We start from the raw sequence: 24,491 nt of genomic DNA on the forward strand, positions 1-24,491 counted from the left end.
TTCTAACCGAGTGACGTGCGAAGCTGGCGTTCAGATCGCGCAATGACCACGCGCTGAATCTCGGAGGCGCCTTCGTAAACGCGAAGCGCCCGAACCTCCCGGTACAATTCCTCGGCCTTGTGGCCCTTGGTGACGCCGATCCCGCCATGGATCTGTACATTGCGGTCGGCACAGCGCTGTGCGGCTTCTGTGGCGTGCAGCTTGGCCATGGAGGCTTCGCGCGTCACGCGCGGTGTGCCGGAATCCTTCAGCCAGGCGGCGCGATAGACCAGCAAGGCGGAGGCCTCGACATCGGTCGCGCTGTCGGCGATGGCGGCCTGCGACATCTGCTGGTCGAACAGCGTGCCGCCGAAGATCTTTCGCGAATTAGCGTGCGCAACGGTCATGTCGAGCGCGCGGCGGGCGAAGCCCAGCGCTGCGGCGCCGACGGTGGCGCGGAAGACGTCGAGGGTGGACATCGCCACTTTGAAGCCCTCGCCCGGCTTGCCCAGCAGGTCCTCGGCCGAGACACGCACATCGGCGAAATCGAGGCGGGCGAGGGGGTGCGGCGCCGTCACCTCGATGCGCTCCGCGACCGTCAGGCCAGGCGCATCGGCAGGCACGAGAAAGGCGGAAAGTCCCTTGGCGCCGGGCGCTTCCCCGGTGCGGGCGAAGACCACGTAGCTGGCCGCAATGCCGCCATTGCTGATCCAGGTCTTTTGGCCATTCAGTCGGTAATGACCGTTGCCATCCGGCGTCGCAGTCAGGGCCAATGCCGAGACATCGCTGCCAGCCTCCGGCTCGCTGAGTGCGAAGGCGGCGAGCGCCCTGCCGGCCCGCGCGCCGGACAGAACGCGGTCCCGCTGCGCCGCGCCGCCGAACAGGGTCACTGGCCCGGTGCCGAGGCCCTGCATGGCAAAGGCGAAATCCGCCAGCCCGCTATGCCGCGCCAGGATGTCGCGTGCGATGCACAGCGCCCGCACATCCAGCACCCCATCCGCGGGGCAGGGCACGCGCAGCAGCCCGGCATCGCCCATCGCACGCGCCAAGCGGATAACGCTGGCATCGGCGTCGTGCTCATCGGACAGCGCCTCGGCGTGCTGCGCGGCCCAGGCCTCCACCTCCGCGGCCCAGTCACGGTGACGGGGCTCGAAGAAGGGCCAGTCGAGGAAGGAGGTGTCGGCCATCAGTCGCCCTTGAACACAGGGCGCTGCTTCGCCACGAAGGCATCGAAGGCGCGCCGGAAATCCTGCGTGGTCATGCACAGCGCCTGGGCCACCGCCTCGGCCTCGATCGCCTGTTCGATGGACATGGCCCATTCCATGGCGAGCATGCGCTTGGTCATGGCATGGGCGAAGGCCGGCCCCTCCGCAATGCCGCGCGCCATCTCCGCCGCCGCATCCAGCACGCCTTCCGGCGCATGCAGCGCATTGAAGAATCCCCAGGCCAGGCCTTCATCCCCGCCGAGCGAGCGACCGAGATACAACAGCTCGCTCGCGCGCCCCTGGCCGATGATGCGCGGCAGGATGGCGCAGGCGCCCATGTCGCAGCCGGCGAGGCCGACGCGGTTGAACAGGAAGGCGACCTTGGTCCGCGCCGTGCCGAGCCGCAGGTCCGATGCCATCGCGATGATCGCGCCCGCACCGGCGCAGATGCCGTCCACCGCCGAGACGATCGGCTGCGGGCAGGCGCGCATCGCCTTCACCAGGTCGCCGGTCATCGCCGTGAAGGCCATCAGCCCCTTGGTGTCACGATCCAGCAGCGGCCCGATGATTTCGTGCACATCGCCGCCCGAGCAGAAATTGCCACCCGCGCCGGTCACGACGAAGGCGCGCACCGCATCGTCATGCACCGCGGCCCGAAAGATCGCTGTCAGCTCCGCATAGCTGTCGAAGGTCAGCGGGTTCTTGCGCTCCGGCCGGTCCAGGGTGAGCGTCGCGACCTGGCCCGCCACCTCCAGCTTCACGTGCTGCGCGGCGTAGTCGGAAAGGCGGCCGGAAATGGCGTGGATCATGCGGCGGGCTCCGGCGGCAGGGCGTTGCGGACCGAGATCTTGGTATGGCCGAGCAGGCGGAACAGCGCCCCGCGCTCCACTTCCGTCACGCCGGCCAGAAGCTCCGCGATCCAACTCTCATGGGCGGCGGATTGGCGGGTGAATTCGCGGCGGCCCTTGGGCGTCAGGCGTAGCAACTGCGCGCGGCGATCGCCGGGGCGGGCGCGGCGTTCGACCAACCCCTCCACCTCCAGCCGCGCGGCGAGGCCGGTGACATTGCCGTTGCTGACCATCATGCGACGCGACACTTCGCCCAGCGTCAGTCCGGCCGGCACGCGGTCCAGCGCGGCCAGCAGGTCGAAGCGGGGCAGGGTGGTGTCGAAGTCGCGCCGCAGCCGGCTGCGGATTTCGCCCTCGATCATCGTGGTGCAGGTCAGCAGCCGCAGCCAGAGGCGTAGCTCGTCCTTATGCCCAGGCGGGGCATGGGCCAGCGCCGTCTCGGCATCGACCAGCGGCGGCAGGCTGTCATCCGGCGTCATGTCTCGCCCCCATCCACCGCGATGGCCTGGCCGTTGATGGCGCCGCTCGCCGGCCCGCACAGCGCGAGCACGGCGGCCGCGACTTCCGCCGGCTGCACCAGGCGGCGTTGCGGATTGTGCTTCGCCAGTTCGGCACGGGCGGCGGCCTCGTCGCGGCCGGTCTTTTCCATGATTCGGGCGATGCTCTCCGCCACGATGTCGGTCTCGGTGAAGCCGGGGCAGATGGCGTTCACGGTGACTCCCTTGGCCGCCACCTCCTGCGCCAGGGACCGCACCAGGCCAAGCAGCCCATGCTTCGATGCCGCATAGGCCGTGACATAGGGGTAGCCCTTCAGCGCGGCCGTGGAGGCGATCATCACCACCCGCCCGAAGCCCTGGGACAGCATGCCCGGCAGCAGCGCCTGGGTGACGGAGACCGCGCCGAGCACGTTCACGCGCCACAGCCGTTCGAATAGCGCCGCATCGGATTTCAGGAAGGGCGCGCTTTCCGCCACACCGGCGGCATGCACCAGCAGGTCGAAGGGGGGCAGCGCGGGCAGGGCGTTGATATCGGCGACAATGACATCCGCCGCCGAACCTGCCGCGACCTGCGCCCGCAACGGCGCCTCCCGCCGTCCCAGCACCGTCACCCTGGCCCCGGCTGCCGTCAGCGTCGCGGCGCAGGCGGCACCGATGCCGCTGCCGCCGCCGGTGACGAGTGCCGTCCTGCCCTGGAGTGATCCTGCCTGCATCCCGCCTCCGATGCTTGAAGCCTAAAACATCTGCGCGGCGCCATGCAACATCCGGTTGAAGCCTGGATGCTTGAAGCCTAAACTATCTCGAAGAAGCGACCAGGAGGCGCCTATGCGCATCGCGGTGATCGGTGGTGGCCCGGCGGGCCTGTATTTCGCGATCCTGATGAAGCGGGATTTTCCCGATTCGCGCATCACGGTGGTGGAGCGCAACCAGGCGCAGGACACCTTCGGCTTCGGCGTTGTGTTCAGCGACGCCACGCTCGATGCCTTCCAGAAGGCGGACGAGCCCAGCTACCGCGCCATCACTGAGAGCTTCGCCTATTGGGATGACATCGCCATTGTCGCCAAAGGCCAGGAACACCGCGTCGGCGGCAACGGTTTTTGCGGCTGTTCCCGCCGTACCCTGCTGATGCTGCTCGCTGAGCGCGCCCGCGCGCTGGGTGTGGAACTGGAATTCCGGCGGGAGGCCACGCCGGAGGATTTCCCGGATGCCGATCTGATCGTCGCCGCCGATGGCATCAATTCCCCGATCCGCGAACGCTTCGCCGAGCATTTCCAGCCGGAGGTCGACCTCCGTCCCAACCGCTTCGCTTGGATGGGCAGCACAAGGCCCTTCGACGCCTTTACCTTCTTCTTCAAGGAAACGCCGCACGGCATCTTCATCGCCCATTGCTACCAGTATGAACCGGGCGCCAGCACCTGGGTTCTGGAGACGGACCCCGAGACGTTCGCGAAAGCGGGGCTGGACAGCATGGATGAGGCGGCCAGCGCCGCCTTCCTCGAAGGCATCTTCGCCGAGGAACTGCAGGGCCATCGCCTGATCACCAATCGCAGCCAGTGGCGCCGCTTCCCCACCATCAAATGCGCCCGCTGGGTGCGCGGGAATGTCGTGCTGCTGGGCGATGCCAAGGCCAGCGCGCATTTCTCCATCGGCTCCGGCACCAAGCTGGCCATGGAGGATTCCATCGCCTTGCACCAGGCTTTCCTGGCCCATGGCGACATTGCCTCCGCCCTTCATGCCTTCGAGACGGGGCGGCGGGAGGATGTGGAGAAGACCCAGCACGCCGCCAATGTCTCGCTCGTCTGGTTCGAGCATGTGAAGCGCTTTTGGGATTTTTCCCCCGACCGCTTCGCCTTCGGGGTGATGACGCGCAGCAAGGCGATCACCTGGGACAATCTGGCGCTGCGCGCGCCGGGCTTCGTGGCCGAGACGCAACAGGCGGTGGCCGACGAGGCGGGCGGCGACCCCCGGAAGCCGCCGATGTTTCAGCCCTTCCGCCTGCGCGACATGAAGGTAGCGAACCGCGTCGTCGTCTCGCCCATGTGCATGTATTCGGCGGTGAATGGCGTGCCGGGCGATTTCCATCTGGCCCATTACGGGGCACGGGCCATGGGCGGCGCCGGGCTGGTCTTCACGGAGATGACCTGCGTCTCCGCCGAAGCGCGCATCACCCCCGGCTGCGCCGGCCTCTGGAACGACGCGCAGCAGGAGGCCTGGACCCGCATCGTCTCCCTGGTCCACACGACGTCGGCTGCCAAGGTCTGCCTGCAACTGGGCCATGCCGGGCGCAAGGGTGCGACCAAGCTGATGTGGGAAGGCATGGACCAGCCGCTGGAAGCCGGCGCCTGGCCGATCATCTCCGCCAGCCCCATCCCCTATTACCGCCACAGCCAGGTGCCGCGCGAAATGACGCGGGACGAGATGGAGGCGGTGACGGCGGAATTCGTCGCCGCCGCGCAGCGCGGCCTGGACTGCGGCTTCGACATGCTGGAGCTGCATTGCGCCCACGGCTATCTGCTCGCGAGTTTTCTCTCGCCGCTGACCAATCAGCGCAGCGATGACTATGGCGGCAGCCTGAAGAACCGCCTGCGCTATCCGCTGGAGGTTTTCGCGGCGCTGCGCGCGGTCTGGCCGGCGGAGAAGCCGATGTCGGTGCGCATCTCCGCCACCGACTGGGCGGAGGGCGGGCTCACTGATGCGGAGTGTCTGGAGATCGCGCGCGCCTTCGTCGCCGCTGGCGTCGATCTGGTGGATGTCTCCACGGGCCAGACGGTGGCCGATGCCAGCCCGGTCTATGGCCGCATGTTCCAACTACCCTGGGCGGATATGATCCGGAACGAGGCCGGCATTGCCGTGATGTGCGTCGGCAATATCACCACCGCGGATCAGGTGAACACCATCGTCGCCGCGGGTCGCGCGGACCTGGTGGCGCTCGGGCGGCCGCATCTGACGGACCCGTTCTTCACCCTGCATGCCGCCGCGCAATACGGCGTGCGAGATGTGGCCTGCCCGCCGCAGTATCGCTGGGGCCAGGATGCGGCGCTGCGCAACGCGGCCAAGAATCAGGCGGAGCTGCGGGAGATGAAGCTGAAGTCGCGGCCGAAAAGCCATGCGCCGGTGGCGGCGCTGAAGCGGGCGGCGGAGTAGCGGCCGCCCGCTTCATGTCGGGCCTCAGCCACGCTGGGCAGGGGCCGGCAGCTCGACGCGCAGGCTGTTCTCGCCCTGGCTGAACACCGCCGGCACGCGGCCGGCCGGCGCGGTCTGCACGAAGCTGTTGTCCAGATAGGTCACGACGGCCTCATCGCCGGTCACTTGGCGCAGGGCGACGGCGCCGCCACCAAGGATATTGCCCTGCGGGCCCGGGCCGTAGACGATCTCGGCGCTCTCGCCGGAGCCGATGGTGCGGGGGTACATGTCCTGGGCGAAGGCGCCCTGGGCGGACAGGCCGGCCAGCAGGGCGGTGGCGGCGAGGAGGTTGCGGATTGTGGTGGTCATCTCTGCGATCTTTCCAGTCTGTGAGGCAGTCGACCCGATGTCGCTGCCGGTGACGGGAAGATGCCGCCGCGCCGCGCCGCGCGGGATTGCCCATTGTCGTTCGCCGGGCATGCGCGGATGCATGGGGGCATGACCACCCCCGGTCATCTGGATTGGAGCCTGTTGCAGGCCTTCGTCACGGTTATGCAAAGCGGCAGCCTCTCGGCCGCCGCGCTGAAACTGAAGCTCACCCAGCCCACCGTGGGTCGCCAGATCCGGGCGTTGGAGGAGGCGGTGGGGGAGGCCCTGTTCGACCGCACGCCGCAGGGCCTGCGCCCGACCGATCGTGCCACGGCGCTGTTCGACCACGTGGCGACGCTGGAGCAGTCCGTCCAGGCCCTTGCCGCCGCCATGACGGGCAGGCTGGACGCGCCGAGCGGCAAGGTGCGTATCACCACCAGCGAGGCCTTTGGCGCGGAGCGTCTGCCGGAACTGCTACGGCCCTTTTTGGATGCGCATCCCGCTATCACGATCGAAATGCTGGCGAGCAGCCAGATCGAGAATCTCCTGCGCCGCGACGCCGATATCGCTATCCGCTTCACCCGCCCGGACCAGCCGGAACTGATCGCCCGCCAGGTTGGCACGCTGGAACTCGGTATTTTCGCGGCGGAGGATTATCTCACGCGATATGGCGAACCGGAGACCCTGGCCGACCTGTCGCGCCACCGCATGGTGGGCTTCGACCGCGACACCTTCGCCCGGCGCGTGGCGGAGCGCCTGAAGCTGCCCGTCGAGGATTGGCGCTTCGTCTTCCGCTCCGACAGCATGATCGGCCAGCATGCGGCGGTGCGCGCGGGCATCGGCATCGGAATCATGCAGGTTCGGCGTGGCGCCCGGTCGGAGCAATTGCGGCGGTTGCTGGTGACCGAATTCGCGCCGAAGCAGGCCGTCTGGCTGGTCGCCCATGCCGATGTCCGCCAGGGCCGTCGCTTCCGCGCGGTCTTCGACCATCTGGCGGCGGTGCTGCCGGAGGAATTTGGCGGGCGCTGATCAGACCTGAAGGTAGCTGTCCCGCACCTCCGGCGAGGCTGCCAGCTCCGCGCTGCTGCCGGTCCAGACCGTGCGGCCCTTCTCGATCACCACATGCCGGTCCGCGAGGCGGGAGACGGCGGCGAGGTTCTTGTCGATCACCAGGATCGCCTGGCCCTCTGCCTTCAACTGCGCCAGCACCGACCAGATCTCGGCGCGGATCAGCGGTGCCAGGCCCTCCGTCGCCTCATCCAGTATGAGCAGGCGCGGATTGGTCATCAGCGCGCGGCCGATCGCGACCATCTGCTGCTCGCCGCCGGACAGCTTGGCGCCCGGGTTGCGGCGGCGTTCGCGCAGGCGGGGGAAGAAGGCGTAGACCGCCTCCAGCGTCCATCGCGCCGTGCCACCACTGCGATTGGCGGCGGTGGCGAGCAGGTTTTCCTCCACCGTCAGGGTCGGAAACACCTGGCGACCTTCGGGCACCAGGCCGAGGCCTTGGCGCGCCACGCGATGCGCCGGCAGCCCCGCCACGTCGCGCCCATCCAGCACCACCTGCCCACCCCAGATGCGGCCGCCGACGCTGGGCAGCAGGCCCATCAGCGCGCGGATCGTGGTGGTCTTGCCCATGCCATTCCGGCCAAGCAGCGCCACCACCTGACCCGTGCCGATGGCGAGATCCATGCCGAACAGCACTTGGCTGCCGCCATAGCCGGCGGCGAGCTGCTCCAGCTTCAGCATGGCGCGCCACTCAGGGGAATGTCGTCCTCGCCGAGATAGGCGGCGCGGACCGCCGGGTTCTGGCGGATCAGCTCCGGCCCGCCGGTCGCGATCAGCCGGCCATAGACCAGGACGGAAATGCGATCGGCCAAGGCGAAGACCGCCTGCATGTCGTGTTCCACCAGCATGATGGTGTAGCGGCCGCGGAAGGATCGCAGGATGCCGATCAGCCGCTCCGTCTCCTCCGGCCCCGCGCCGGCCAGTGGCTCGTCCAGCAGCAGCAGGCGCGGCTGGGTGGCCAGCGCGATGGCCAGTTCCAACTGTCGCTTCTCGCCATGGCTCATCGCGCCCGCGGGCGTTGCCGCGCGATGGGCGAGGCCCACGGAATCGAGCGCCGCCATCGCCGCCGCATTCAGCCGCGCCTCGCTGCCGGCGGGGCGGAAGAAGCGGAAGGAACTGCCATCGCCCGCCTGTACGGCCAGCGCCGTGTTCTCCAGCGCGGAAAACTCCGGGATGATGGAGGTGATCTGGAAGGACCGCGCCAGGCCCAGCCGGGCGCGGCGGTGCAGCGGCAGGCGCGTGACGTCGCGGCCATCGAACAGAATCTGGCCCGCATCCAGCGGCAGCACACCGCTGATTTCGTTGATCAGCGTGGTCTTGCCGGCGCCGTTGGGGCCGATGATGGCGTGGATCTCGCCGGGCGCCACATCCAGCGTGACGTCGTCCGTCACCGCCAGCCCGCCGAAATTCTTGCGCAGGCCGCGGAGGGAAAGCATCGCGTCAGCCACGGCGCAACATCCGCGCGACCTGGTTGGGGATGCCGGCGAGGCCGTTCGGCAGGAACAGCACGGCGAGGATCAGCAGCACGCCGAAGGCGATGCGCCAATGCTCCCATTGATGGGACAGCCACTCCTCCAGCAGCACGAAGCCCAGCGCGCCGAGAAGCGCGCCATGCAGCCCGGAAATGCCGCCGAGGATCACCATGAACAGCAACTCGCCGGAGCGTTGCCAGGAGATATAGGCGGGCGCGACGAATTCCGTCGCATTGGCAAACAGGAACCCCGCCGCGCCGCCGAAGGCGCCGGCGATGACATAGGCCACCAGCCGGTAGGGATAGGGCGAGAAGCCCAGCGCCCGTGCCCGCATCGGATTGCCGCGCACCGCGCGCAGCACGCGGCCGAAGCGGGATGCCAGCAGCATGCGGCAGAACAGCCAGGTCAGCGTCAGCGCGCCGAGGCAGATGAAATGGAAGCTCAGCCGGTCCGCCAGGATGCGCGTGCCATTCACCTCGCTGCGCGCATAGAGCGTGTAGCCATCGTCGCCGCCATAGCCGGAGAGGGAGGTGGCGGTGAAATAGGCCATCTGGCCGAAGGCCAGCGTGATCATGATGAAGTGGACACCGCTGGTGCGGATGGCGACCGCCCCCGTCACCAGCGCGAAGCCCGCGGCGGCCAGCATGGCCGCGGGCACCACCACCATCGCCTCGACGATCCGCAGGTCATCGAGGATCACCACCGCATAGGCGCCAAAGCCCAGCATCGCCGCATGGCCGAGCGAGACCAGCCCCGCGCCGCCGACGATGAAGGACAGTGACACGGCGGCCATGGCGAGGATCATGGCGCGCGCCAGCAGCGTCAGGACATAGCCCTCGCCGAAGCCGATGAAGGGCGCAAGCCCGAGGCCAGCCAGCAGCAGCACGGCCGGCACTTCCTGTTTCCAGCGCTGCATCAGGCGGTCCGCACCGGGAACAGGCCCGCGGGCCGCAAGGCGAGGATCGCCGCCATGGCGATATAGACGAGCATGGAAGCGAGCGCCGCGCCCACCTGCCGCGCGGCGCTGGGGTCGAGGAACAGCCGCATCACATCCGGCATCAGCGACCGCCCCAGCGTCTCCACCAGCCCCACCAGCAGCGCGGCCAGGAAGGCGCCACGCACGGAGCCGATGCCGCCGATGACGATGACGACGAAGGCGAGGATCAGCAGGTTGTCGCCCATGCCCGGCTCGACCGAGAGGATCGGCGCCGCCATCACCCCGGCGAAGCCCGCCAGCATGGCGCCGAAGCCGAAGACCACCATGAACAGCCGGCGGATATCGACGCCGAGGGCGGCGACCATCGGCGCATTGGTGGCGCCGGCGCGGATCAGCATGCCGACCTTGGTGCGCTCCACCAGCCACCACAGCAGCCCCGCCGTGGCGAGGCCACCGGCGATGATGGCGAGCCGATAATGCGGATAGAGCAGCCCATCCATGATCGGAAAGCCGCCTGTCAGCGCCTGCGGCATCGGCACCTGCAAGGGCGCGGAACCGAAGATCCAGCGCACGCCGTCGTTCAGGATCAGGATGACGCCGAAGGTGGCCAGCACCTGGGCCATGTGGTCGCGGTCGTACAGATGCCGGAACACCAGGAATTCCAGCACCAGCCCCACCAGCAAGGTCGCCGGCAGGGCCAGCAGCAGGGCCAGCCAGAAGCTGCCCGTGGCGGCGGCGAAATGCGCGGCGAAATAGGCGCCGAGCATGTACTGCACGCCATGGGCGAGGTTGATGAAATCCATCACCCCGAAGACCAGTGTCAGCCCTGCCGCGATGAGGAACAGCAGGATGCCGAGTTGCAGCCCGTTCAGGCCCTGGACGAGCAGCAGTGTCAGCGACATCCCGCGCCGGTCCTCAGCCCGCCGGCATGCGGCACTGCGCCGCGAAGGGGTCGGTGACGTTGTCATAGACCTTGCTGACATGCTGGGTCTGGAACTTGCCATCCGCCCGCTGCGCCACCTTGGCCAGCCAGAAATCCTGCACCGGGAACTGGTTGTCGCCGAAGGCGAAGCGCCCGCGGACGGAACGGAAATCGGCCGCCTTGATCGCCGTGCGAAGCGCCGCCTTGTCCGCCAGGTTGCCGCCGGTCTTGCCGATGGCGCTGTGCAGCAGCATCGCCGCGTCATAGGCATGGGCGGCGTAGCTGGCCGGCACGTAGTTGAACTGCGCCTCGAAGTCGCGGACGAAGCGGGCATTCTCCTCATTCGGCAGCGTCGGCGTCCAGGTCGTGCCGGTCTGGAAGTCGAGCGCGGCCGCGCCCTGCGCCGGCAATGTTGCCTCGTCCACCGTGAAGGCGGAGAGGAAGGGGATGCTGGCGAGGCCGGCCTGGCGGTACTGCCGCACGAGGTTCACGCCGGGGCCGCCGGGCATGAAGGTGAAGACCGCATCGGGACGTGCCGCGGCGATGCGCGCCAGCTCCGCCGAGAAATCCATCTGGTTCAACGGCACGTAGATCTCGTCGACGATCGTGCCCTTGTATTCGGACTTGAAGCCGGCGACCGAGTCACGCCCCGCCTGGTAGTTCGGCACCAGCAGCATGACGCGGCCATAGCCCGCATCCTGCGCCGCCTTGCCCATCACCGCGTGGTTCTGGTCGTTCACATAGGAGGTCGCGAAGAAATACGGATTGCAGCCGCGGCCCGCGAAGGGGGAGGGGCCGGCATTGGTCGAGATCAGGAAGGTCTGCGCCTCCGTCACCGGGCGCATGATCGCGGCCAGGATGTTGGAGAAGACCACGCCGACCACGGCATCCACCTTGTCGCGCTCCAGCGCGGCGCGCACCTTGGTCACCGCCGCATCCGGGCGCAGCTCATCGTCGATCAGCAGCACCTCCGCCGCGCGACCGCCGAGCTTGTTCTCCAGATGCCGCATGCCGAGTTGGAAACCATCGCGCAGATGGTTGCCGAGCGAGGCGGCGGGGCCGGAGGCGAGTGCCACCAGACCAATCTTCACCGGCGCCGCCTGGGCACGCGCCACCAGGGGCGCGGAAAGTCCGCTGGTCGCGAGACCAGCCGCAAGACCCAGCGCCTGGCGCCGGCCGAATTGGATGCTCATGATGGTCTCTCCGTCTCCCGTGATATTTTAAGCTTCAAGCATCACGCCGATGCAAGCGATTTTGCGCGCCGCACGAGAAGGCTGTTCGGTTCGGCGAGGGGTTCGAGCACGGTGAAGTGGTCGGCTTCCGCCAGCGTGGCGAAGCCGCCGCCCCAGGCCGCGGCCATGTCACGGCTCTGGCGGATGAATTCACCGCTCTCGGCGCCGCCCACCACGATATGCAGCGCGCCCGGCGGGCGTGGCAGGAAGCGCGGCGAAAGGCGGTGCGCCTCCGCGGCGTCGAGCGCCAGGGCGGTGCCGATGCTGGTCGCGCGCAGCGGCTCCAGCTCGAACACGCCGGAGATCGGCAGGGCGGCGTGCACGAGGTCGGCGGGCAGGGACGGGTCCAGGGCGCGCCAATCCGTGGCCAGCAGCATCGTCGCCAGATGCCCGCCGGCGGAATGGCCGCAGGCGAGGATGCGTCGCCCATGCCGGCGATACAGCATGGCCGCCGCCGCGCGCATCTGCTCCACGATCGTGGCCAGCGTGACATGCGGGCAGAGGTCATAGGAGGGCACGGCCACCGCCACGCCCCGTCCGTTCAGCCCGCGGGCGCAGATGGAGGCGGAGTCGCGCCCCAGCGCCTGCCAGTAGCCACCATGGATGAACATCGCCATGGGCGCGTCCTGGCTCTCGGCCTCCGGCCAGAACAGGTCGAGCTTCTCGCGCGCCCTGGCCCCATAGGGCAGGTCGAGCTCGGCGCGGGGACATTCCGCGCGCCAGGCGGCGGAATCCCGGGTCCAGCCGGCGATATGCGCCGGGTGGTCCGGCACGCGGGCGCGATTGTTGTATTCGGCTTCGAGGTCCATCACGGCCTATTGCACGCGCCCAGCGGCCCGGCCGCAAGCCCCGCAGGACATGAGCGGCCTCCGCAAACCGCGCCGGATCGGGCATAATTGGGGGATGAAAGTCTATCTCGCCGGTCCCGATGTCTTCCTGCCCGATGCCGCCGCCATGGGGGCCGCCAAGAAGCGGCTTTGCGCGCAGTATGGGCTGGAAGGGGTGTTCCCGGCCGACCCGCATCCGGATGAAGTCATCGACGGGGCGCTCTGGTACGCCATCTACCGCCGTAACGAGGCGCATATGCGCGCCTGCGACGCGCTGGTCGCCAATCTCACGCCCTTCCGCGGCCCCTCCGCCGATCCGGGCACGGTCTATGAGCTTGGTTTCATGCGCGCCCTTGGCCGGCCGGTGCTGGGCTACACCAATGACGCGGCGGATTTCACCGACCGAACCCTGGGCCTGATGGCGGCGCCCGCTTCCCGCAACGCCGCCGGCCGCTGGGTGGATGACGCCGGCATGGCGCTGGAGAATCACGGGCTGGCCGACAATCTGATGATCGAGGGCGGCATCCGCGCCGGCGGCGGGCTGCTGGTACGGCGCCAGGTGCCGGAGGCCGACCGCTGGAGCGATCTGGAGGGTTTCGAGGCCTGCCTGAAGGCCCTCGCCGGTTGACAGGGGCGCCAGCCTGCGTGGAGCCTGCATCCCAATAGCAGGAAGCCCTCCATGACCCTCCAGCCCGCCGGCCGGCCCACCATCAGCGGCACCCGCCACGCCATCAGCGCCGGCCATTATCTGGCCAGCGCCGCGGGCTTCGCCATCCTCGAAGCGGGCGGCAATGCGGTGGATGCGGGCTGCGCGGCGGGGCTCGCTCTGGGCGTGCTGCAACCCGATCTGGTCAGCGTCGCCGGCGTCGCGCCCATCCTGATCCGCAAGGCGGACGGGACGGTGGAGAGCATCGCCGGCCTTGGACATTGGCCGCGCGCGACGCCGCCCGATGTCTTCATGCGCGAACATGGCGGCAAGATGCCGCCCGGCGTGCGGCGCATGGTGGTGCCGGCCGCCCCCGATGCCTGGATCCAGGCGCTGTCCCGCCACGGCACCATGACCTTCGGCGAGATCGCCGCCGCCGCCATCCGCTTCGCCGGCGAAGGCTTCGCCATGTACCCGCTGCTGCGGGAGAGCATCACGGCGCATGAGGCGGAATACCGCAAATGGTTGCAGAACGCGGCCATCTTCCTGCCGGGCGGCGCGGTGCCGGTGCTCGGCCAGAAATTCGTCCAGGCCGATCTCGCCCGCAGCCTGACCTATATGGTGGACCAGGAACGCGCTGCCGGCGGCGACCGCCAGGCCGGTCTCCAGGCCGCGCATGATGCCTTCTACAAGGGCGATCTGGCGCGGGAGGTGGTGCGCTTCGTTCAGGCCGAGGGCGGCTTCCTCGCGGCCGAGGACATGGCGGAATACCGGTCCCGCATCGAACCCGTGGTGGCGCGGGACTGGCGTGGCCATACGCTGCTGACCTGTGGCCCCTGGTGCCAGGGGCCGGCGCTCGCCGAGGCGCTGCTGATCGTGGAGCGGCTGGGCCTGGACGGGCTGGCGCATAATTCGGTGGATTACATCCACCGGATCGTGGAGGCGCTGAAGGGCGCGCTCGCCGACCGCGAATACCATTTTGGCGACCCCGCCATGGTCGACGTGCCGCTGGAGCAGCTTCTGTCCCCCGGCCATATCGCGGCGCGGGCGGCGGCCATTGATCTGGCCCGCGCGCATCCCGGCCTGCCGGAGGCGATTTTGGGCAAGGGCAACCAGCTGCCCGGCGCGACTCATGCGGAGCTGCCGAAGGTGGAGGCCGATACCTCCTACGTCGCGGTGGTGGACCGCTGGGGCAATGCCTTCAGCGCCACACCCTCCGACGGATCGTGGAACGTGCCCGTGGTGCCGGGCACCGGCCTGGTGATTTCGGGCCGCGGCACGCAGAACCGGCCGGACCCCAGCCACCCCGCCGGCGTCGCCCCCGGCAAGCGGCCACGCCTCACGCCGAATCCGGCCATGGTGGTGACGAAGGAGGGCGGCGTGATGCCCTTCGGCACGCCGGGCGGGGATGTGCAGATCCAGGCCATGTTGCAGGTCATGCTCAACATCCTGCATTTCGGCATGGAGGTGCAGGAGGCGATCGAGGCCCCGCGCTTCGCCAGCTATTCCTTCCCCTCCTCCTTCGCGCCTTATGAGTACTTCCCTGGCCGCCTTGCCGTGGAATCCCGTATCCCGGCGGAGACGCGTGCGGCGCTGGCGGCGATGGGGCATGAGGTGAAGGACTGGCCGGGCATGACCTGGCTGGCGGGCAGCGTCGAGGTGGTGCTGGACGACCGCGCGGCGGGGCTGAAGCGCGCCGGCGCCGATCCACGCCGCCCGGCCTATGCCATCGCGATATGAGGATCCCGCGTCGGACCCTGCTGGCCGGACCCGCGCTCGTCGCGGCGCCGGCCCGCGCGCAGTCCGGCATGGTCGATCTTCTGCTGGTGCTGGCGGTGGATGCCTCGGGCTCCATCGACGCCGATGAATTCGCCCTGCAGCGGGAGGGAATCGCGGAGGCCATCACCCATCCGGCGGTTCTCGGCGCCATCCGCTCCCGCCCCCAAGGGGTGATCGGGGTTGCGATGGTGGAATGGGGATCGCCCGGCGGGGCGGCGACCGTGGTGGATTGGATGCGGGTGGCCGATGCCGCCAGCGCCGCGGCCGCCGCCACGGCGCTACGTGACGCCCCACGTTCCCGCCAATCCTACAACGCCATCGGCGATGCCATCCTGCACGCCACCGCTTTGATCGCCGCCGCCCCCTGGCGGGCGGAGGCGCGCACCATCGATGTCTCCGGCGACGGCCCCGATATCCGCAGCCTGACCCCGGCGCCGGAGGCGCGGGATTTCGCCGTCGCCCAGGGCATCGTGGTGAACGGTCTGGCGATCGAGGCCAGTTCCGCCTGGTCCGGCGGCCGGCTGGCCGCGGCCTATGAGCGGGATGTCATGGGCGGGCCCGGCGCCTTCGTGATGCGGGCGGAGGACCGCCGGGACTTCGCCCGCGCGCTCCGCGCCAAGCTGATCCGGGAGGTCGCGCTGCACCCCAGCGGGGCACCGCCCGCCCATGCCGCGGGCAATCGCGGCCGCACAATGGGTTAGGAAGCACCCCGCGCCTCTTCCCAGGCGGCACCATTTCGCCCAAGGTCGTCTCAAGACAGGGAATGCTGGACGCTCAAGGTGACCGAAACCGGCCGCGCTTTCGACGAGATGCATGAAGATGGCGCAGTGCGCCCCGCCTATGCCGGCATTGCCGCCTGGCTCCAGGCCCATGGGCTGGAGGCGCTGGCGGCGAAGCGGGCGGAGGCGGAGGCGTTGTTTCGCCGGGTCGGCATCACCTTCGCCGTCTATGGCGAGGGGGGCGACCCGGAACGGCTGATCCCCTTCGATGTCATCCCTCGCATCCTCGCGCGCAGCGAGTGGAACAAGCTGTCGCTCGGCCTGACCCAGCGCGTGAAGGCGCTGAACATGTTCATGGCCGATGTCTATGGGAAGCAGGAAATCCTGGCCGCAGGGCTGATCCCGAAGCCGCTGGTGCTGGAGAATGAGGCCTATTGCCCGCAGATGCAGGGCTTCCGCCCGCCCGGCGGCATCTACAGCCATATCTCCGGCATCGACCTGGTGCGCACCGGGGCGGATGATTTCTACGTGCTGGAGGATAATTGCCGCACGCCCTCCGGCGTCTCCTACATGCTCGAGAATCGGGAGGCGATGCTGCGGCTGTTCCCGGCGCTTTGTGCGAATCATCGCCTGGCCCCGGTCAGCCATTACCCCGAGGATCTGCTGGAGACGCTGAAGGAAGCGGCGCCGCCGAATTGCAGGGGCGAGCCCAGCGTCGCCATCCTGACCCCCGGCCATTTCAACAGCGCCTATTACGAACACTGCTTCCTGGCCGATGAGATGGGCGTGGAGGTGGTGGAAGGCGCCGACCTGTTCGTGCAGGACGACGTTGTCTTCATGCGCACCACCGCCGGCCCGCGCCGCGTCGACGTGCTGTACCGCCGCGTCGATGACGACTACCTGGACCCCAAGGTGTTCCGGCCGGACAGCATGCTGGGCGTGCCCGGCATCTTCGGCGCCTATCGCGCCGGCAATGTCACCTTGGCCAATGCCCCAGGCGCCGGCATCGCCGATGACAAGGCGATCTATCCCTTCGTGCCGGAGATGATCCGCTTCTACCTGGGCGAGACTCCGCTGCTGCAGAATGTGCCGACCTATCTCTGCGAGCGGGAGGAAGACCGCGCCTATGTCCTGGCCCATATCGCGGAGCTGGTGGTGAAGCTGGCGCGCGGATCGGGCGGCTACGGCATGTTGATAGGGCCGCACAGCACGGCGGAGCAGCGCGCCGAGTTCACCCGCCGCATCCTGGAACGCCCGGCCGACTACATCGCACAGCCGACGCTGGCCCTGTCCACCGTGCCCTGCCTGGCAGGCGAAGCGGTGGCGCCGCGCCACGTCGACCTGCGGCCCTACGTGCTGACGGGGAAGGAGGTGCGGATCGTGCCGGGTGGGCTGACGCGGGTGGCGCTGCGGGAAGGGTCGCTGGTGGTGAACTCCTCCCAGGGTGGCGGCACCAAGGACACCTGGGTGGTGGAGGACGGACCCTCGCGCAGCCAATCCCAGTCCCAGTCTCAATCCGGCGGCGGCACGCAGTCGCAGTCTCAGTCGCAGGGTTGACCGCCATGCTTTCCCGCACCGCCGACAGCCTCTACTGGATGGGTCGCTACACGGAACGCGCCGGCAACCTCGCCCGCGGCATGCAGGTGGCCCTGCGCATGGCCGGGCTGGGGGAGAGCCTGGGCAGCGGCGTGGAGGAGCAGGAGGGCGAATGGCACGGCCTGCTGGTCGCCGCCGGCGCCGAGCCCGGCTTCCGCGAGCATCATGCGGCCGTGAACGGGGAGGATGTGATCCGCTGGCTGGCGCTGGACCCGCGCAATTCATCCTCCATCGCGAATTGCATCGAGGCGGCGCGCGGCAATGGCCGCGCCGTGCGCACGGCGCTGACCGTCGATATGTGGGAGGCGCTGAACGACACCTGGCGCGAGATGCGCCTGCTGGCGCCCACCGCCACGGATACCGACCGCTTGCCTGGCTTCCTCGACTGGGTCCGTGCCCGCGCGCATCTGTTCAACGGCGCGGCGGCGGATACGATGCTGCGTGACGAGGGCTGGCTGTTCGTGCATCTCGGCGTGATGCTGGAACGCGCGGACAATACGGCGCGGCTGTTGGATTCCAAGCACCAGGCCCTGGCCGGCCCGGGCAGCGAGGGCGCCGTGGCCTATGCCCAATGGCAGGCGCTGCTGCGCTCCGTCTCCGCGCTGCGGTCCTTCCAATGGCTGTACCACACGCGGCTGCGGCCGGATCTGGTGGCGGAGCTGTTGGTGATGCGCCAGGAACTGCCACGCTCCCTGATTTCCTGCCACGGCCGCGTACAGCGGGTGCTGGAGGGGATTGCCGAGGCCGCCGGCGGGCGGCGCGGTGAACCGCAGCGCATCGCCGGCGAGATCCAGGATCGCATGACGCGCGGCAGAATGCCGGACATCCTGGCCAATGGCCTGCATGAATGGCTGACGGCACAGATCGACCGTAACATCGAACTCGGCAACGCCATCCACGCGCTGTACCTGGACCGGTAGGCCCGCGCGGCCTGTTTCGCGCACCGCGAAACAGTTTCGCCGCATGTTGCGAAGGCCGGCTGATTGTTGATGTGGGCGGATCGATCACGCAGGTTGACGGCATTCACATGCCGGAGGCGATCCTTCCATGTCCAGCGTCACCGTGACCTTTGTGCGTGGCAATACCTACGTGAAGAACGACTATCACGTGAAGGACAAGGACAAGCAGCCGATGTTCAGCAACGGCAAGGCCGTGATGGCCACGGCGCATGGGCTGGTCGGCGAGTTGTGGGTGCACGGCCTGATGTTCGAGGCGATCGAGCGCATGGACGGCTACATGCATATGGAAGGCGGCAAGACCTACCGGAACTCCGCCATGTACTGGAACGAGCATTATGGGTCCTACGTCATCAATCCCTGGCTCGGTCGGGAGGTGGAGGCGGTGAAGAAGAACATCCTGTTCCACCCGGCGACGCAGCCTTCCCACCTCGAGGGCTGCGTCTCGCTCGGCTTCCTCAACCCGCAAGGCCGGCTGGAGGACAGCAAGTACTGCCTGGACGTGGTGTGGGAGCAGTGTGGTGGCAGGCCGGGTGTCAAATCGGGGCAGATCGTGATGAGCCTTGCGGTGGAGGGCCAGATGCGGGCCAAATCCGCCTGCTCGCCCTGGACCTATACCGGATGATCGCATGACCTACTGCGTCGGCCTGCTGCTGGATGCCGGGCTGGTGATGCTGTCCGACACCCGCACCAATGCGGGCGTCGACAACATCTCCGTCTTCGGCAAGACCTTTGTCGAGGAGAAGCTAGGCGAGCGCGTGCTGGTGCTGCTGACCGCCGGCAATCTGGCGGTGACGCAGGCGGTGTGGAACCGCTTGCAGGAAGGCGTGAAGCTGGATGGAGAGCTGCTGACGCTGGCCGCCGTGCCCAGCATGTTCCGCGCCGCCCAGCTCGTCGGCGCCGCGGTGCGGGAGGTGTATGAGGCCGACGGGCCTGGGCTGCGCGCGCAGGGGGTGGGCTTCGATGTCTCGATCCTGCTGGGCGGGCAGATCGGCGCCGCGCCGCCGCGGCTGTTCCTGGTCTATGCCGCGGGCAATTTCATCGAGGCCACCGCGGACACGCCCTTCCTTCAGATCGGCGAGCACAAATACGGCAAGCCGATCCTCGACCGTGTTCTGAGCCCCGCGACGCCGCTGGCGGATGGCGTGACGCTGGCGCTGATCAGCATGGACAGCACGCTGCGATCGAACCTGACGGTGGGCCTGCCCATCGACCTGACAGTGATCCGCCGCGATGCGCTGGGCGTGTCGCTGAAGCGGCGCATCACCGAGGATGATCCCTACTTCGCCTTCCTGCGCCAGCGCTGGTCCGAGAGCCTGCGCGAGGCCTATCAGGCGCTGCCGCGGCCGGACTGGCTGGGTTAGAGCATTTTCAAGCCTTGCGGCTTCGCAAGGCGACTCGGAAAATGCGCTGAAAAACTCCAGCTACTCCAGAACTTCCTCAACCTCTGGCGCATCCGCCTGGCCGTATAGGTAAAAGCCGCGCTTGCGTTCGGGCGTCCAGTCCGGATCGTCCCAGGCGATCATCTTGCCGGGATTCAGCAGCCCATGCGGGTCCGCCACCCGCTTGAAGTCGAGCTGTTCGGAATCGATCCGCTTCATGCCGCCTTCCTCCAGCGTGAAGGCATGCGGGTTGAAGATCGGCGCGCCGGCATCCTCATGGATGCGAATGATCTCGGCCAGCCGCTCCTCGGTGGTGAAGCGGACGAGTTGCAGGCCGAAGCAGGTGACCACGCCGTTCAGGCGGACGAATTCCAGATGCTGCATCACCTCGTCGCCGAAGGTCGCATCCATCTTCGCGATCAGGTCAAAATGGTGCGGCGAGGGGAACAGGGTTTGCAGATAGGTCAGGCTGCGATCGACCTTCAGGGCCTGGAGCGTGGTGTGGTTCCATGTGAATTCATAAAGCGGCGTCTCCGCCTGCTCGGTGAGCACGCTGTAGATCTGGCGGCCACCGAAGCGATCCAGCAGTGGCGTCAGCAAATCGAGAAAAGGCTCGGCGATCATGACCAGCGCGGCGGCCTTGCCGGGCGCCAGCAGCTGCATGAAGGGCTTGAAGTAGCGCTGCGCCACGCCGGGCGCGACGACGCCGGCCATCTTCTTGGCGATGCCGTCGCTGGCCACCAGCGCTTCGCAGAAGCGCGCGGCGGCGATCGTGTCCGGAAACGCCGCGAGCACATCCACCCAGTCCCAGGCGGGCGCCAAGGGCATCTCCACCTCGGTGATCACGCCATTGGTGCCGTAGGCGTGGTTGGCCTTGTCGATCTCGGTGCCGCGCAGCTCCAGCACGCGCGGCGTGGCCTCCATCGTCACCACGCGCAGCCCCAGGATATTGCCGGGCTCGCGCAGCTTGCCATAGGTGCAGGAGCCGATGCCGGAGGAGCCGCCGGCGATGAAGCCGCCGAGGCTGGCGGTGCGCTTGGTGGAGGGGTGGAAGCGCAGCTCGCCACGCTCCTCCCGCCGCGTCGTGGCATCCAGGTCGATCAGCTTTATGCCTGCCTGGGCGCGCACCACGCCGGGTTTCACCCAGATCACGCGGTTGAGCCCCATCAGGTCCAGCACGATGCCGCCTTTAAGCGGCATGGCCTGGCCGTAATTGCCGGTGCCGGCGCCGCGTGGCGTCAGCGGCACCTGGTGCTTCACGCAGGCCGCCATGATGGCGATGACCTCCGCCTCGTCGCGCGGGCAGGCCACGGCCTCCGCCGTCACGCCATTGAGTTGGCGCTTCAGCACGGGCGAGTACCAGAAGAAGTCGCGCGAGCGCTGGCGCACCAAGGCGGAATCGGTGATCCAGTCGATGGCCGGCAGTTCGGCCATCACGGCGTGCACGGTCATGCTGCCTCCCCAGGGACGTCCACGGGAACGAAATCGCGCATCTTGCCGGGGTTGAGCAGACCGAGCGGATCGACGCGCTGCTTGAAGCCGAGCTGGTCGCCGGGCACGCGGCGGTAGTTGCTGCCTTCCTCGATGGTCAGCACATGCGGGTTGGCGATGCCGATGCCCTGGGCCTCGAAGGCGACCATGATCTCGGCGAGCCGTTCGGCGTTCGTCCAGCGAATGACGGGCAAGGCTGACATGGTGAGGCGGCCGCCGAAGCGGACGCATTCGGTGTGCATCCAGACTTCGTCGCGGAAGGGGATGCGCACGGCCTCCAGGGCTTCGAGCGTGTTCTCGAAGGGGAAGCGGCATTGCAGATAGGTGACGCCGCGATCCTTCTTCAGGACCTGTAGCGTGGTGTGGTTCCAGCAATATTCGTAGAAGGGCGTGGCGTCGCCGTCGCGTTCGGCGGCGACGGTGGATTGCTCCGCGACGATGGTGCCGCCGTGTTCCGCCGCCAGTTCGCGCAGCGCGAGAAGCGCGGCGGGTGCCACTATCACCAGGGCCAGCGCATGGCCGGCGGGCACGGCATCGGAAAGGCCACGGAAGAAGGGCGGCAACTGGCTGTCGAAGACGCCGCACATCTTCTTCGGGATGCCATCGGCAAAGCTGAGCTCCAGCGCGAAGCGGCTGGCGGGCACGAAGTCGGGGAAGGCGATGGCGACGTCGCGCCAGTTTTGGGCCGGCGTCAGCGGGACGCGGATGCGCGTCAAAACCCCTGTCGTGCCATAGGTGCGGTTCACCGGATTGGCCGCCACGCCCTCCAGCTCCAGGATCCGCGGCGGGTCCGTCATGGTGGCGATGCGGGCGCCAGTAAAATTGCCGCGCTCCCGCATCGTGCCATGGCTGATGCCGCCCACCCCGGCGCCGCCGCCGGCGACGAAGCCGCCGATGGTGGCGGTGCGCTTGGTCGACGGCCAGAGCTTCAACTCCCAGCCGCGCTCCCGCGCCCAGAGGTCGAGGTCGATCATCTTCGCCCCGGCCTCCACCTCCACCACCCCATCGGTGATGGCGATCGGCGCGGCCATGGCGGACATGTCGAGCACCACGCCGCCTTCCAGCGGCACGCATTGCCCATAATTGCCGGTGCCACCGCCGCGCACCGTCACCGGCACGCGGGCGGTGCGCGCGGCGGTCAGGATGCGCAGAACCTCCGCCTCATCGCGCGGCTTGGCGAAAAGCTCGGCGGATTTGCCGTCGAGCTGGGCCTTCAGGATCGGGCTGTACCAGTAGAAATCGCGGCTCTTTTGGCGCAGCAGGGCACGATCGGTCGAAAGCTCGATCCCGTCCAGCGCCGCGACAAGGGCTGCGATGTCAGCCATGCGGGGAGGGTTCGTTGGCAAGGAAACCCTCGGCGTCGAAGGCGGCGACCTGGCCCCACAGCGTCGCCATCTTCTCCGCCGCGAAGTCCAGCAGCTGCTCGCCGATCTCCGTGGTGGCCAGCGAGGCATCGCCCACGGCCCCGGCCGGGTTCAGGTCCTGCGCCTGCCAGGCCAGCGGCGCGCCGGCATCGGGCGCCATGTTCGGCGCGATGTTGGAAACGCCCTGCCAGCGACTGACGAAGTTCACGGCCTTGTCCATGTGGACGAGGTGGGGGGTGAGGGCGAGCATCACCGAGGTCTCGTCGCGCCCCGCATGGATGCCGTACTTGCCCTCCACCGGGTCTTTCAGCGCCTCCGGCTTGCCCATCCGCGCCCACATGGCGTTGATCGCCAGGATGCCGTGCTGGATGCGGATGCGGCGGCAGGCGATGTCGAGGACGGAGACATTGCCGCCATGGCTGTTGACGATCACCAGGCGCTTCACGCCCGCGCGGGCCACGCTGGCGCCGATATCCGTCACCAGCGCCAGCAGCGTCTCGGGGCTGGTGGTGACGGTGCCGGGGAAGCGCAGATGCTCCACGGAACAGCCCACGCATTGCGTCGGCAGTACCAGCACCGGCAGCTCGGCCGGCGTCACCTTCAGGGTGCGGGCGATGACGCCCTGGTTGATGGTGGTGTCCACCGAGACCGGCAGATGCGGCCCATGCTGTTCGATGCTCGCGACCGGCAGCACGGCGACGGTATTGGCGGGCAGGTCCTTGAAGGCGGGCCAGGGCAGGTCCTGCCAGAAGCGGGTGGGAAGCGGGGCCATGGCGGGACCTTTCGTGACGGGAACGCAGATAGGGTGATATCGCGCCGGCGCGAGGGGGGCGAGGGGGCCTTTGCGCCCTGCGGGCGAGCCACGCGCCCGTCCCTTGCCCAGCCCGCGGGCAGCCTGCCGCGCAACTGTGCGGAAAGGCGCCACGCCAGCCGCCGCAGCCCGGCAAGAAGGCATCTGCGCGCTTGCCCCAGCGCCGACGCTTTCGCAGGCTCGCGGCAGCAAGGAGAGACCCAGCCATGCGCCCGAGCGAAACCCCGCTGCTGCGCCGCTTCTGGTATCCGGTGATGCCGGTCGGCCACCTGTCCGAAGGCCCGAAACCCTTCCGGCTGCTTGGCCAGGATCTGGTGATCTGGATGGATGGGGAGGGCAAGGCGGCGGCCATGGATGACCGCTGCTGCCACCGCACCGCCAAGCTTTCCAAGGGATTTTACACCTCCGGTCGGCTCGCCTGCGGCTATCACGGCTGGGAGTTCTCGGCCGATGGCCGCGTCATGCGCGTGCCGCAGCGCCCGGTCGACCGGCAGGGCGCCACCAATATGCGGGTGCCGTCCTACCAGGCTGAGATCCGCTACGGCCATGTCTGGGTGGCGCTGGAAGAACCGCTGTATCCACTGCCGGATTTCGAGGAGGAGGGCCTCGGCTTCCGGCGCATCGACGAGTTCTATGAGATCTGGACCTGCGCCGGCCTGCGCCTCATGGAGAACAGTTTTGACAATGCCCACTTCGCCTTCGTCCATCGGACGAGCTTCGGCGACCAGGGGCACCCCGAACCGGCCAAGCTGGAGATCGAGGAACACGAGGACGGCTTCATGATGATCACGGAGGTTCCGGTGCGGAATCCCGAGATCCAGAAGAAGGTCCTGAACATGGAAAGCGACACCACCGTCCGCCACATGCGCGGCCGCTGGTATGCGCCCTTCCTGCGCAAGCTGCGCATCCAGTATCCGAACGGCCTCAGCCATTCCATCGTCACCTGCGCCACGCCGATCGATGATGAAAGCTCGATGGTCGTGCAATTCGTCTTCCGCAACGACACCGAGGACCAAGCCAAGGCCGCCGATGTCATCGCCTTCGACCGCATCGTGACGGATGAGGACCGCGATATCCTGGAAAGCACCGACCCCAATGTCCCGCTGGACCAGACGGGCATCGAGATGAACATGCCCAGCGACCGCCCCGGCGTGCTGATGCGGCGCATGCTGGCGCGCATGATCGCGGCGCATCAGCCGGCCCTCGAACCGGCGGAATAACCCGGGGTGGATTGACCTTCGTGGGTCCGTCCCCGATGGACGGGCCAACGG

The 24,491-nt window shown here is 68.3% G+C and carries 24 protein-coding genes; 10 read left to right on the forward strand and 14 right to left on the reverse strand.

Going from position 1 to position 24,491, the window contains the following annotated elements; genetic code table 11:
- Nucleotides 1–2: 2 nt before the first annotated feature.
- Genes ACVFYP_RS06960 through ACVFYP_RS06975 form a run of 4 tightly spaced genes read right to left on the reverse strand, consistent with a single transcriptional unit; the run spans nucleotide 3 to nucleotide 3,242 of the window.
- Nucleotides 3–1,166: an acyl-CoA dehydrogenase family protein gene (locus ACVFYP_RS06960; protein WP_499199397.1), complete on the reverse strand. Its 1,164-nt coding sequence runs from the start codon at nucleotides 1,164–1,166 to the stop codon at nucleotides 3–5.
- Nucleotides 1,166–1,993, reverse strand: coding sequence for an enoyl-CoA hydratase family protein (locus ACVFYP_RS06965; protein ID WP_499199398.1), 828 nt, complete (start codon nucleotides 1,991–1,993; stop codon nucleotides 1,166–1,168). Before ACVFYP_RS06965 ends, ACVFYP_RS06960 begins: the two co-directional genes overlap by 1 nt.
- The gene (locus ACVFYP_RS06970) at nucleotides 1,990–2,511 is read right to left on the reverse strand and encodes a MarR family winged helix-turn-helix transcriptional regulator (RefSeq protein WP_499199399.1); all 522 of its coding nucleotides are present in this window, start codon (nucleotides 2,509–2,511) and stop codon (nucleotides 1,990–1,992) included. Before ACVFYP_RS06970 ends, ACVFYP_RS06965 begins: the two co-directional genes overlap by 4 nt.
- Nucleotides 2,508–3,242, reverse strand: coding sequence for an SDR family NAD(P)-dependent oxidoreductase (locus ACVFYP_RS06975; RefSeq protein ID WP_499199400.1), 735 nt, complete (start codon nucleotides 3,240–3,242; stop codon nucleotides 2,508–2,510). The genes ACVFYP_RS06970 and ACVFYP_RS06975 overlap by 4 nt, the downstream gene beginning before the upstream one ends.
- A 112-nt stretch (nucleotides 3,243–3,354) precedes the next feature.
- Here ACVFYP_RS06975 and ACVFYP_RS06980 point away from each other — a divergent pair, with 112 nt between their 5' ends.
- Nucleotides 3,355–5,673, forward strand: a complete 2,319-nt coding sequence (locus ACVFYP_RS06980) for a bifunctional salicylyl-CoA 5-hydroxylase/oxidoreductase (RefSeq protein WP_499199401.1) — start codon at nucleotides 3,355–3,357, stop codon at nucleotides 5,671–5,673.
- A gap of 24 nt (nucleotides 5,674–5,697) precedes the next feature.
- On the opposite strand, the gene ACVFYP_RS06985 is transcribed toward ACVFYP_RS06980, so the two are convergent.
- Nucleotides 5,698–6,021 (reverse strand): hypothetical protein, encoded by a 324-nt coding sequence (locus ACVFYP_RS06985; protein WP_499199402.1) that lies wholly within the window; start codon nucleotides 6,019–6,021, stop codon nucleotides 5,698–5,700.
- A 129-nt stretch (nucleotides 6,022–6,150) separates the two neighbouring features.
- On the opposite strand from ACVFYP_RS06985, the gene ACVFYP_RS06990 reads away from it, so the two are divergent.
- Nucleotides 6,151–7,050 (forward strand): LysR family transcriptional regulator, encoded by a 900-nt coding sequence (locus ACVFYP_RS06990; RefSeq protein ID WP_499199403.1) that lies wholly within the window; start codon nucleotides 6,151–6,153, stop codon nucleotides 7,048–7,050.
- Here ACVFYP_RS06990 and ACVFYP_RS06995 read toward each other — a convergent pair whose 3' ends face one another.
- Genes ACVFYP_RS06995 through ACVFYP_RS07020 form a run of 6 tightly spaced genes read right to left on the reverse strand, consistent with a single transcriptional unit; the run spans nucleotide 7,051 to nucleotide 12,458 of the window.
- Nucleotides 7,051–7,767: an ABC transporter ATP-binding protein gene (locus ACVFYP_RS06995; protein ID WP_499199404.1), complete on the reverse strand. Its 717-nt coding sequence runs from the start codon at nucleotides 7,765–7,767 to the stop codon at nucleotides 7,051–7,053.
- Nucleotides 7,761–8,534, reverse strand: coding sequence for an ABC transporter ATP-binding protein (locus ACVFYP_RS07000; RefSeq protein ID WP_499199405.1), 774 nt, complete (start codon nucleotides 8,532–8,534; stop codon nucleotides 7,761–7,763). Before ACVFYP_RS07000 ends, ACVFYP_RS06995 begins: the two co-directional genes overlap by 7 nt.
- Nucleotides 8,527–9,474, reverse strand: a complete 948-nt coding sequence (locus tag ACVFYP_RS07005; protein WP_499199406.1) for a branched-chain amino acid ABC transporter permease — start codon at nucleotides 9,472–9,474, stop codon at nucleotides 8,527–8,529. Before ACVFYP_RS07005 ends, ACVFYP_RS07000 begins: the two co-directional genes overlap by 8 nt.
- Complete coding sequence (locus ACVFYP_RS07010) at nucleotides 9,474–10,397, reverse strand: branched-chain amino acid ABC transporter permease (RefSeq protein WP_499199407.1); 924 nt, start codon at nucleotides 10,395–10,397, stop codon at nucleotides 9,474–9,476. Before ACVFYP_RS07010 ends, ACVFYP_RS07005 begins: the two co-directional genes overlap by 1 nt.
- Nucleotides 10,398–10,410: 13 nt before the next feature.
- Entirely contained in the window at nucleotides 10,411–11,610 is a 1,200-nt protein-coding gene (locus ACVFYP_RS07015) for an ABC transporter substrate-binding protein (protein ID WP_499199408.1), read from the reverse strand.
- Nucleotides 11,611–11,651: 41 nt separating this feature from the next.
- Nucleotides 11,652–12,458 carry an alpha/beta hydrolase gene (locus tag ACVFYP_RS07020; RefSeq protein ID WP_499199409.1) on the reverse strand — a complete coding sequence of 269 codons (807 nt, stop codon included), beginning with the start codon at nucleotides 12,456–12,458 and terminating at the stop codon, nucleotides 11,652–11,654.
- 94 nt (nucleotides 12,459–12,552) lie between these two features.
- On the opposite strand from ACVFYP_RS07020, the gene ACVFYP_RS07025 reads away from it, so the two are divergent.
- The 7 genes from ACVFYP_RS07025 (at nucleotide 12,553) to ACVFYP_RS07055 (ending at nucleotide 19,536) form a co-directional block, all read left to right on the forward strand.
- The gene (locus tag ACVFYP_RS07025; protein WP_499199410.1) at nucleotides 12,553–13,104 is read left to right on the forward strand and encodes a nucleoside 2-deoxyribosyltransferase; all 552 of its coding nucleotides are present in this window, start codon (nucleotides 12,553–12,555) and stop codon (nucleotides 13,102–13,104) included.
- A 51-nt stretch (nucleotides 13,105–13,155) separates the two neighbouring features.
- Entirely contained in the window at nucleotides 13,156–14,862 is a 1,707-nt protein-coding gene (locus ACVFYP_RS07030) for a gamma-glutamyltransferase family protein (protein WP_499199411.1), read from the forward strand.
- Nucleotides 14,859–15,602: a DUF1194 domain-containing protein gene (locus ACVFYP_RS07035; RefSeq protein WP_499199412.1), complete on the forward strand. Its 744-nt coding sequence runs from the start codon at nucleotides 14,859–14,861 to the stop codon at nucleotides 15,600–15,602. Before ACVFYP_RS07030 ends, ACVFYP_RS07035 begins: the two co-directional genes overlap by 4 nt.
- A 78-nt stretch (nucleotides 15,603–15,680) precedes the next feature.
- The gene (locus ACVFYP_RS07040; protein WP_499199413.1) at nucleotides 15,681–17,177 is read left to right on the forward strand and encodes a circularly permuted type 2 ATP-grasp protein; all 1,497 of its coding nucleotides are present in this window, start codon (nucleotides 15,681–15,683) and stop codon (nucleotides 17,175–17,177) included.
- A 5-nt stretch (nucleotides 17,178–17,182) separates the two neighbouring features.
- Nucleotides 17,183–18,136, forward strand: a complete 954-nt coding sequence (locus tag ACVFYP_RS07045; protein ID WP_499199414.1) for an alpha-E domain-containing protein — start codon at nucleotides 17,183–17,185, stop codon at nucleotides 18,134–18,136.
- Nucleotides 18,137–18,263: 127 nt separating this feature from the next.
- The gene (locus ACVFYP_RS07050; protein ID WP_499199415.1) at nucleotides 18,264–18,797 is read left to right on the forward strand and encodes a hypothetical protein; all 534 of its coding nucleotides are present in this window, start codon (nucleotides 18,264–18,266) and stop codon (nucleotides 18,795–18,797) included.
- 4 nt (nucleotides 18,798–18,801) lie between these two features.
- Nucleotides 18,802–19,536 carry a proteasome-type protease gene (locus ACVFYP_RS07055; RefSeq protein WP_499199416.1) on the forward strand — a complete coding sequence of 245 codons (735 nt, stop codon included), beginning with the start codon at nucleotides 18,802–18,804 and terminating at the stop codon, nucleotides 19,534–19,536.
- 60 nt (nucleotides 19,537–19,596) lie between these two features.
- On the opposite strand, the gene ACVFYP_RS07060 is transcribed toward ACVFYP_RS07055, so the two are convergent.
- From ACVFYP_RS07060 to ACVFYP_RS07070, 3 genes are read right to left on the reverse strand one after another with little or no spacing between them, the layout of a single operon-like run.
- The gene (locus ACVFYP_RS07060; protein ID WP_499199417.1) at nucleotides 19,597–21,006 is read right to left on the reverse strand and encodes an FAD-binding oxidoreductase; all 1,410 of its coding nucleotides are present in this window, start codon (nucleotides 21,004–21,006) and stop codon (nucleotides 19,597–19,599) included.
- Nucleotides 21,003–22,370, reverse strand: a complete 1,368-nt coding sequence (locus ACVFYP_RS07065; RefSeq protein WP_499199418.1) for an FAD-binding oxidoreductase — start codon at nucleotides 22,368–22,370, stop codon at nucleotides 21,003–21,005. The genes ACVFYP_RS07060 and ACVFYP_RS07065 overlap by 4 nt, the downstream gene beginning before the upstream one ends.
- On the reverse strand, nucleotides 22,363–23,181 hold the full coding sequence (locus ACVFYP_RS07070) for a creatininase family protein (RefSeq protein ID WP_499199419.1): 819 nt from the start codon (nucleotides 23,179–23,181) through the stop codon (nucleotides 22,363–22,365). Before ACVFYP_RS07070 ends, ACVFYP_RS07065 begins: the two co-directional genes overlap by 8 nt.
- Nucleotides 23,182–23,426: 245 nt before the next feature.
- Between ACVFYP_RS07070 and ACVFYP_RS07075 the strand changes: the two genes are divergently transcribed.
- Nucleotides 23,427–24,440, forward strand: a complete 1,014-nt coding sequence (locus ACVFYP_RS07075; RefSeq protein ID WP_499199420.1) for an aromatic ring-hydroxylating dioxygenase subunit alpha — start codon at nucleotides 23,427–23,429, stop codon at nucleotides 24,438–24,440.
- The last annotated feature ends 51 nt before the right edge of the window (nucleotides 24,441–24,491 follow it).

This window comes from Roseomonas sp. F4 (assembly GCF_053891155.1).

What these genes read in the sequence shown, in the direction of transcription:
- ACVFYP_RS06960 (WP_499199397.1), bottom strand. Translation starts at nt 1,166, where the DNA reads ATGGCCGACACCTCCTTCCTCGACTGGCCCTTCTTCGAGCCCCGTCAC.
- ACVFYP_RS06965 (WP_499199398.1), bottom strand. Translation starts at nt 1,993, where the DNA reads ATGATCCACGCCATTTCCGGCCGCCTTTCCGACTACGCCGCGCAGCAC.
- ACVFYP_RS06970 (WP_499199399.1), bottom strand. Translation starts at nt 2,511, where the DNA reads ATGACGCCGGATGACAGCCTGCCGCCGCTGGTCGATGCCGAGACGGCG.
- ACVFYP_RS06975 (WP_499199400.1), bottom strand. Translation starts at nt 3,242, where the DNA reads ATGCAGGCAGGATCACTCCAGGGCAGGACGGCACTCGTCACCGGCGGC.
- ACVFYP_RS06980 (WP_499199401.1), top strand. Translation starts at nt 3,355, where the DNA reads ATGCGCATCGCGGTGATCGGTGGTGGCCCGGCGGGCCTGTATTTCGCG.
- ACVFYP_RS06985 (WP_499199402.1), bottom strand. Translation starts at nt 6,021, where the DNA reads ATGACCACCACAATCCGCAACCTCCTCGCCGCCACCGCCCTGCTGGCC.
- ACVFYP_RS06990 (WP_499199403.1), top strand. Translation starts at nt 6,151, where the DNA reads ATGACCACCCCCGGTCATCTGGATTGGAGCCTGTTGCAGGCCTTCGTC.
- ACVFYP_RS06995 (WP_499199404.1), bottom strand. Translation starts at nt 7,767, where the DNA reads ATGCTGAAGCTGGAGCAGCTCGCCGCCGGCTATGGCGGCAGCCAAGTG.
- ACVFYP_RS07005 (WP_499199406.1), bottom strand. Translation starts at nt 9,474, where the DNA reads ATGCAGCGCTGGAAACAGGAAGTGCCGGCCGTGCTGCTGCTGGCTGGC.
- ACVFYP_RS07010 (WP_499199407.1), bottom strand. Translation starts at nt 10,397, where the DNA reads ATGTCGCTGACACTGCTGCTCGTCCAGGGCCTGAACGGGCTGCAACTC.
- ACVFYP_RS07015 (WP_499199408.1), bottom strand. Translation starts at nt 11,610, where the DNA reads ATGAGCATCCAATTCGGCCGGCGCCAGGCGCTGGGTCTTGCGGCTGGT.
- ACVFYP_RS07020 (WP_499199409.1), bottom strand. Translation starts at nt 12,458, where the DNA reads ATGGACCTCGAAGCCGAATACAACAATCGCGCCCGCGTGCCGGACCAC.
- ACVFYP_RS07025 (WP_499199410.1), top strand. Translation starts at nt 12,553, where the DNA reads ATGAAAGTCTATCTCGCCGGTCCCGATGTCTTCCTGCCCGATGCCGCC.
- ACVFYP_RS07030 (WP_499199411.1), top strand. Translation starts at nt 13,156, where the DNA reads ATGACCCTCCAGCCCGCCGGCCGGCCCACCATCAGCGGCACCCGCCAC.
- ACVFYP_RS07035 (WP_499199412.1), top strand. Translation starts at nt 14,859, where the DNA reads ATGAGGATCCCGCGTCGGACCCTGCTGGCCGGACCCGCGCTCGTCGCG.
- ACVFYP_RS07045 (WP_499199414.1), top strand. Translation starts at nt 17,183, where the DNA reads ATGCTTTCCCGCACCGCCGACAGCCTCTACTGGATGGGTCGCTACACG.
- ACVFYP_RS07050 (WP_499199415.1), top strand. Translation starts at nt 18,264, where the DNA reads ATGTCCAGCGTCACCGTGACCTTTGTGCGTGGCAATACCTACGTGAAG.
- ACVFYP_RS07055 (WP_499199416.1), top strand. Translation starts at nt 18,802, where the DNA reads ATGACCTACTGCGTCGGCCTGCTGCTGGATGCCGGGCTGGTGATGCTG.
- ACVFYP_RS07060 (WP_499199417.1), bottom strand. Translation starts at nt 21,006, where the DNA reads ATGACCGTGCACGCCGTGATGGCCGAACTGCCGGCCATCGACTGGATC.
- ACVFYP_RS07065 (WP_499199418.1), bottom strand. Translation starts at nt 22,370, where the DNA reads ATGGCTGACATCGCAGCCCTTGTCGCGGCGCTGGACGGGATCGAGCTT.
- ACVFYP_RS07070 (WP_499199419.1), bottom strand. Translation starts at nt 23,181, where the DNA reads ATGGCCCCGCTTCCCACCCGCTTCTGGCAGGACCTGCCCTGGCCCGCC.
- ACVFYP_RS07075 (WP_499199420.1), top strand. Translation starts at nt 23,427, where the DNA reads ATGCGCCCGAGCGAAACCCCGCTGCTGCGCCGCTTCTGGTATCCGGTG.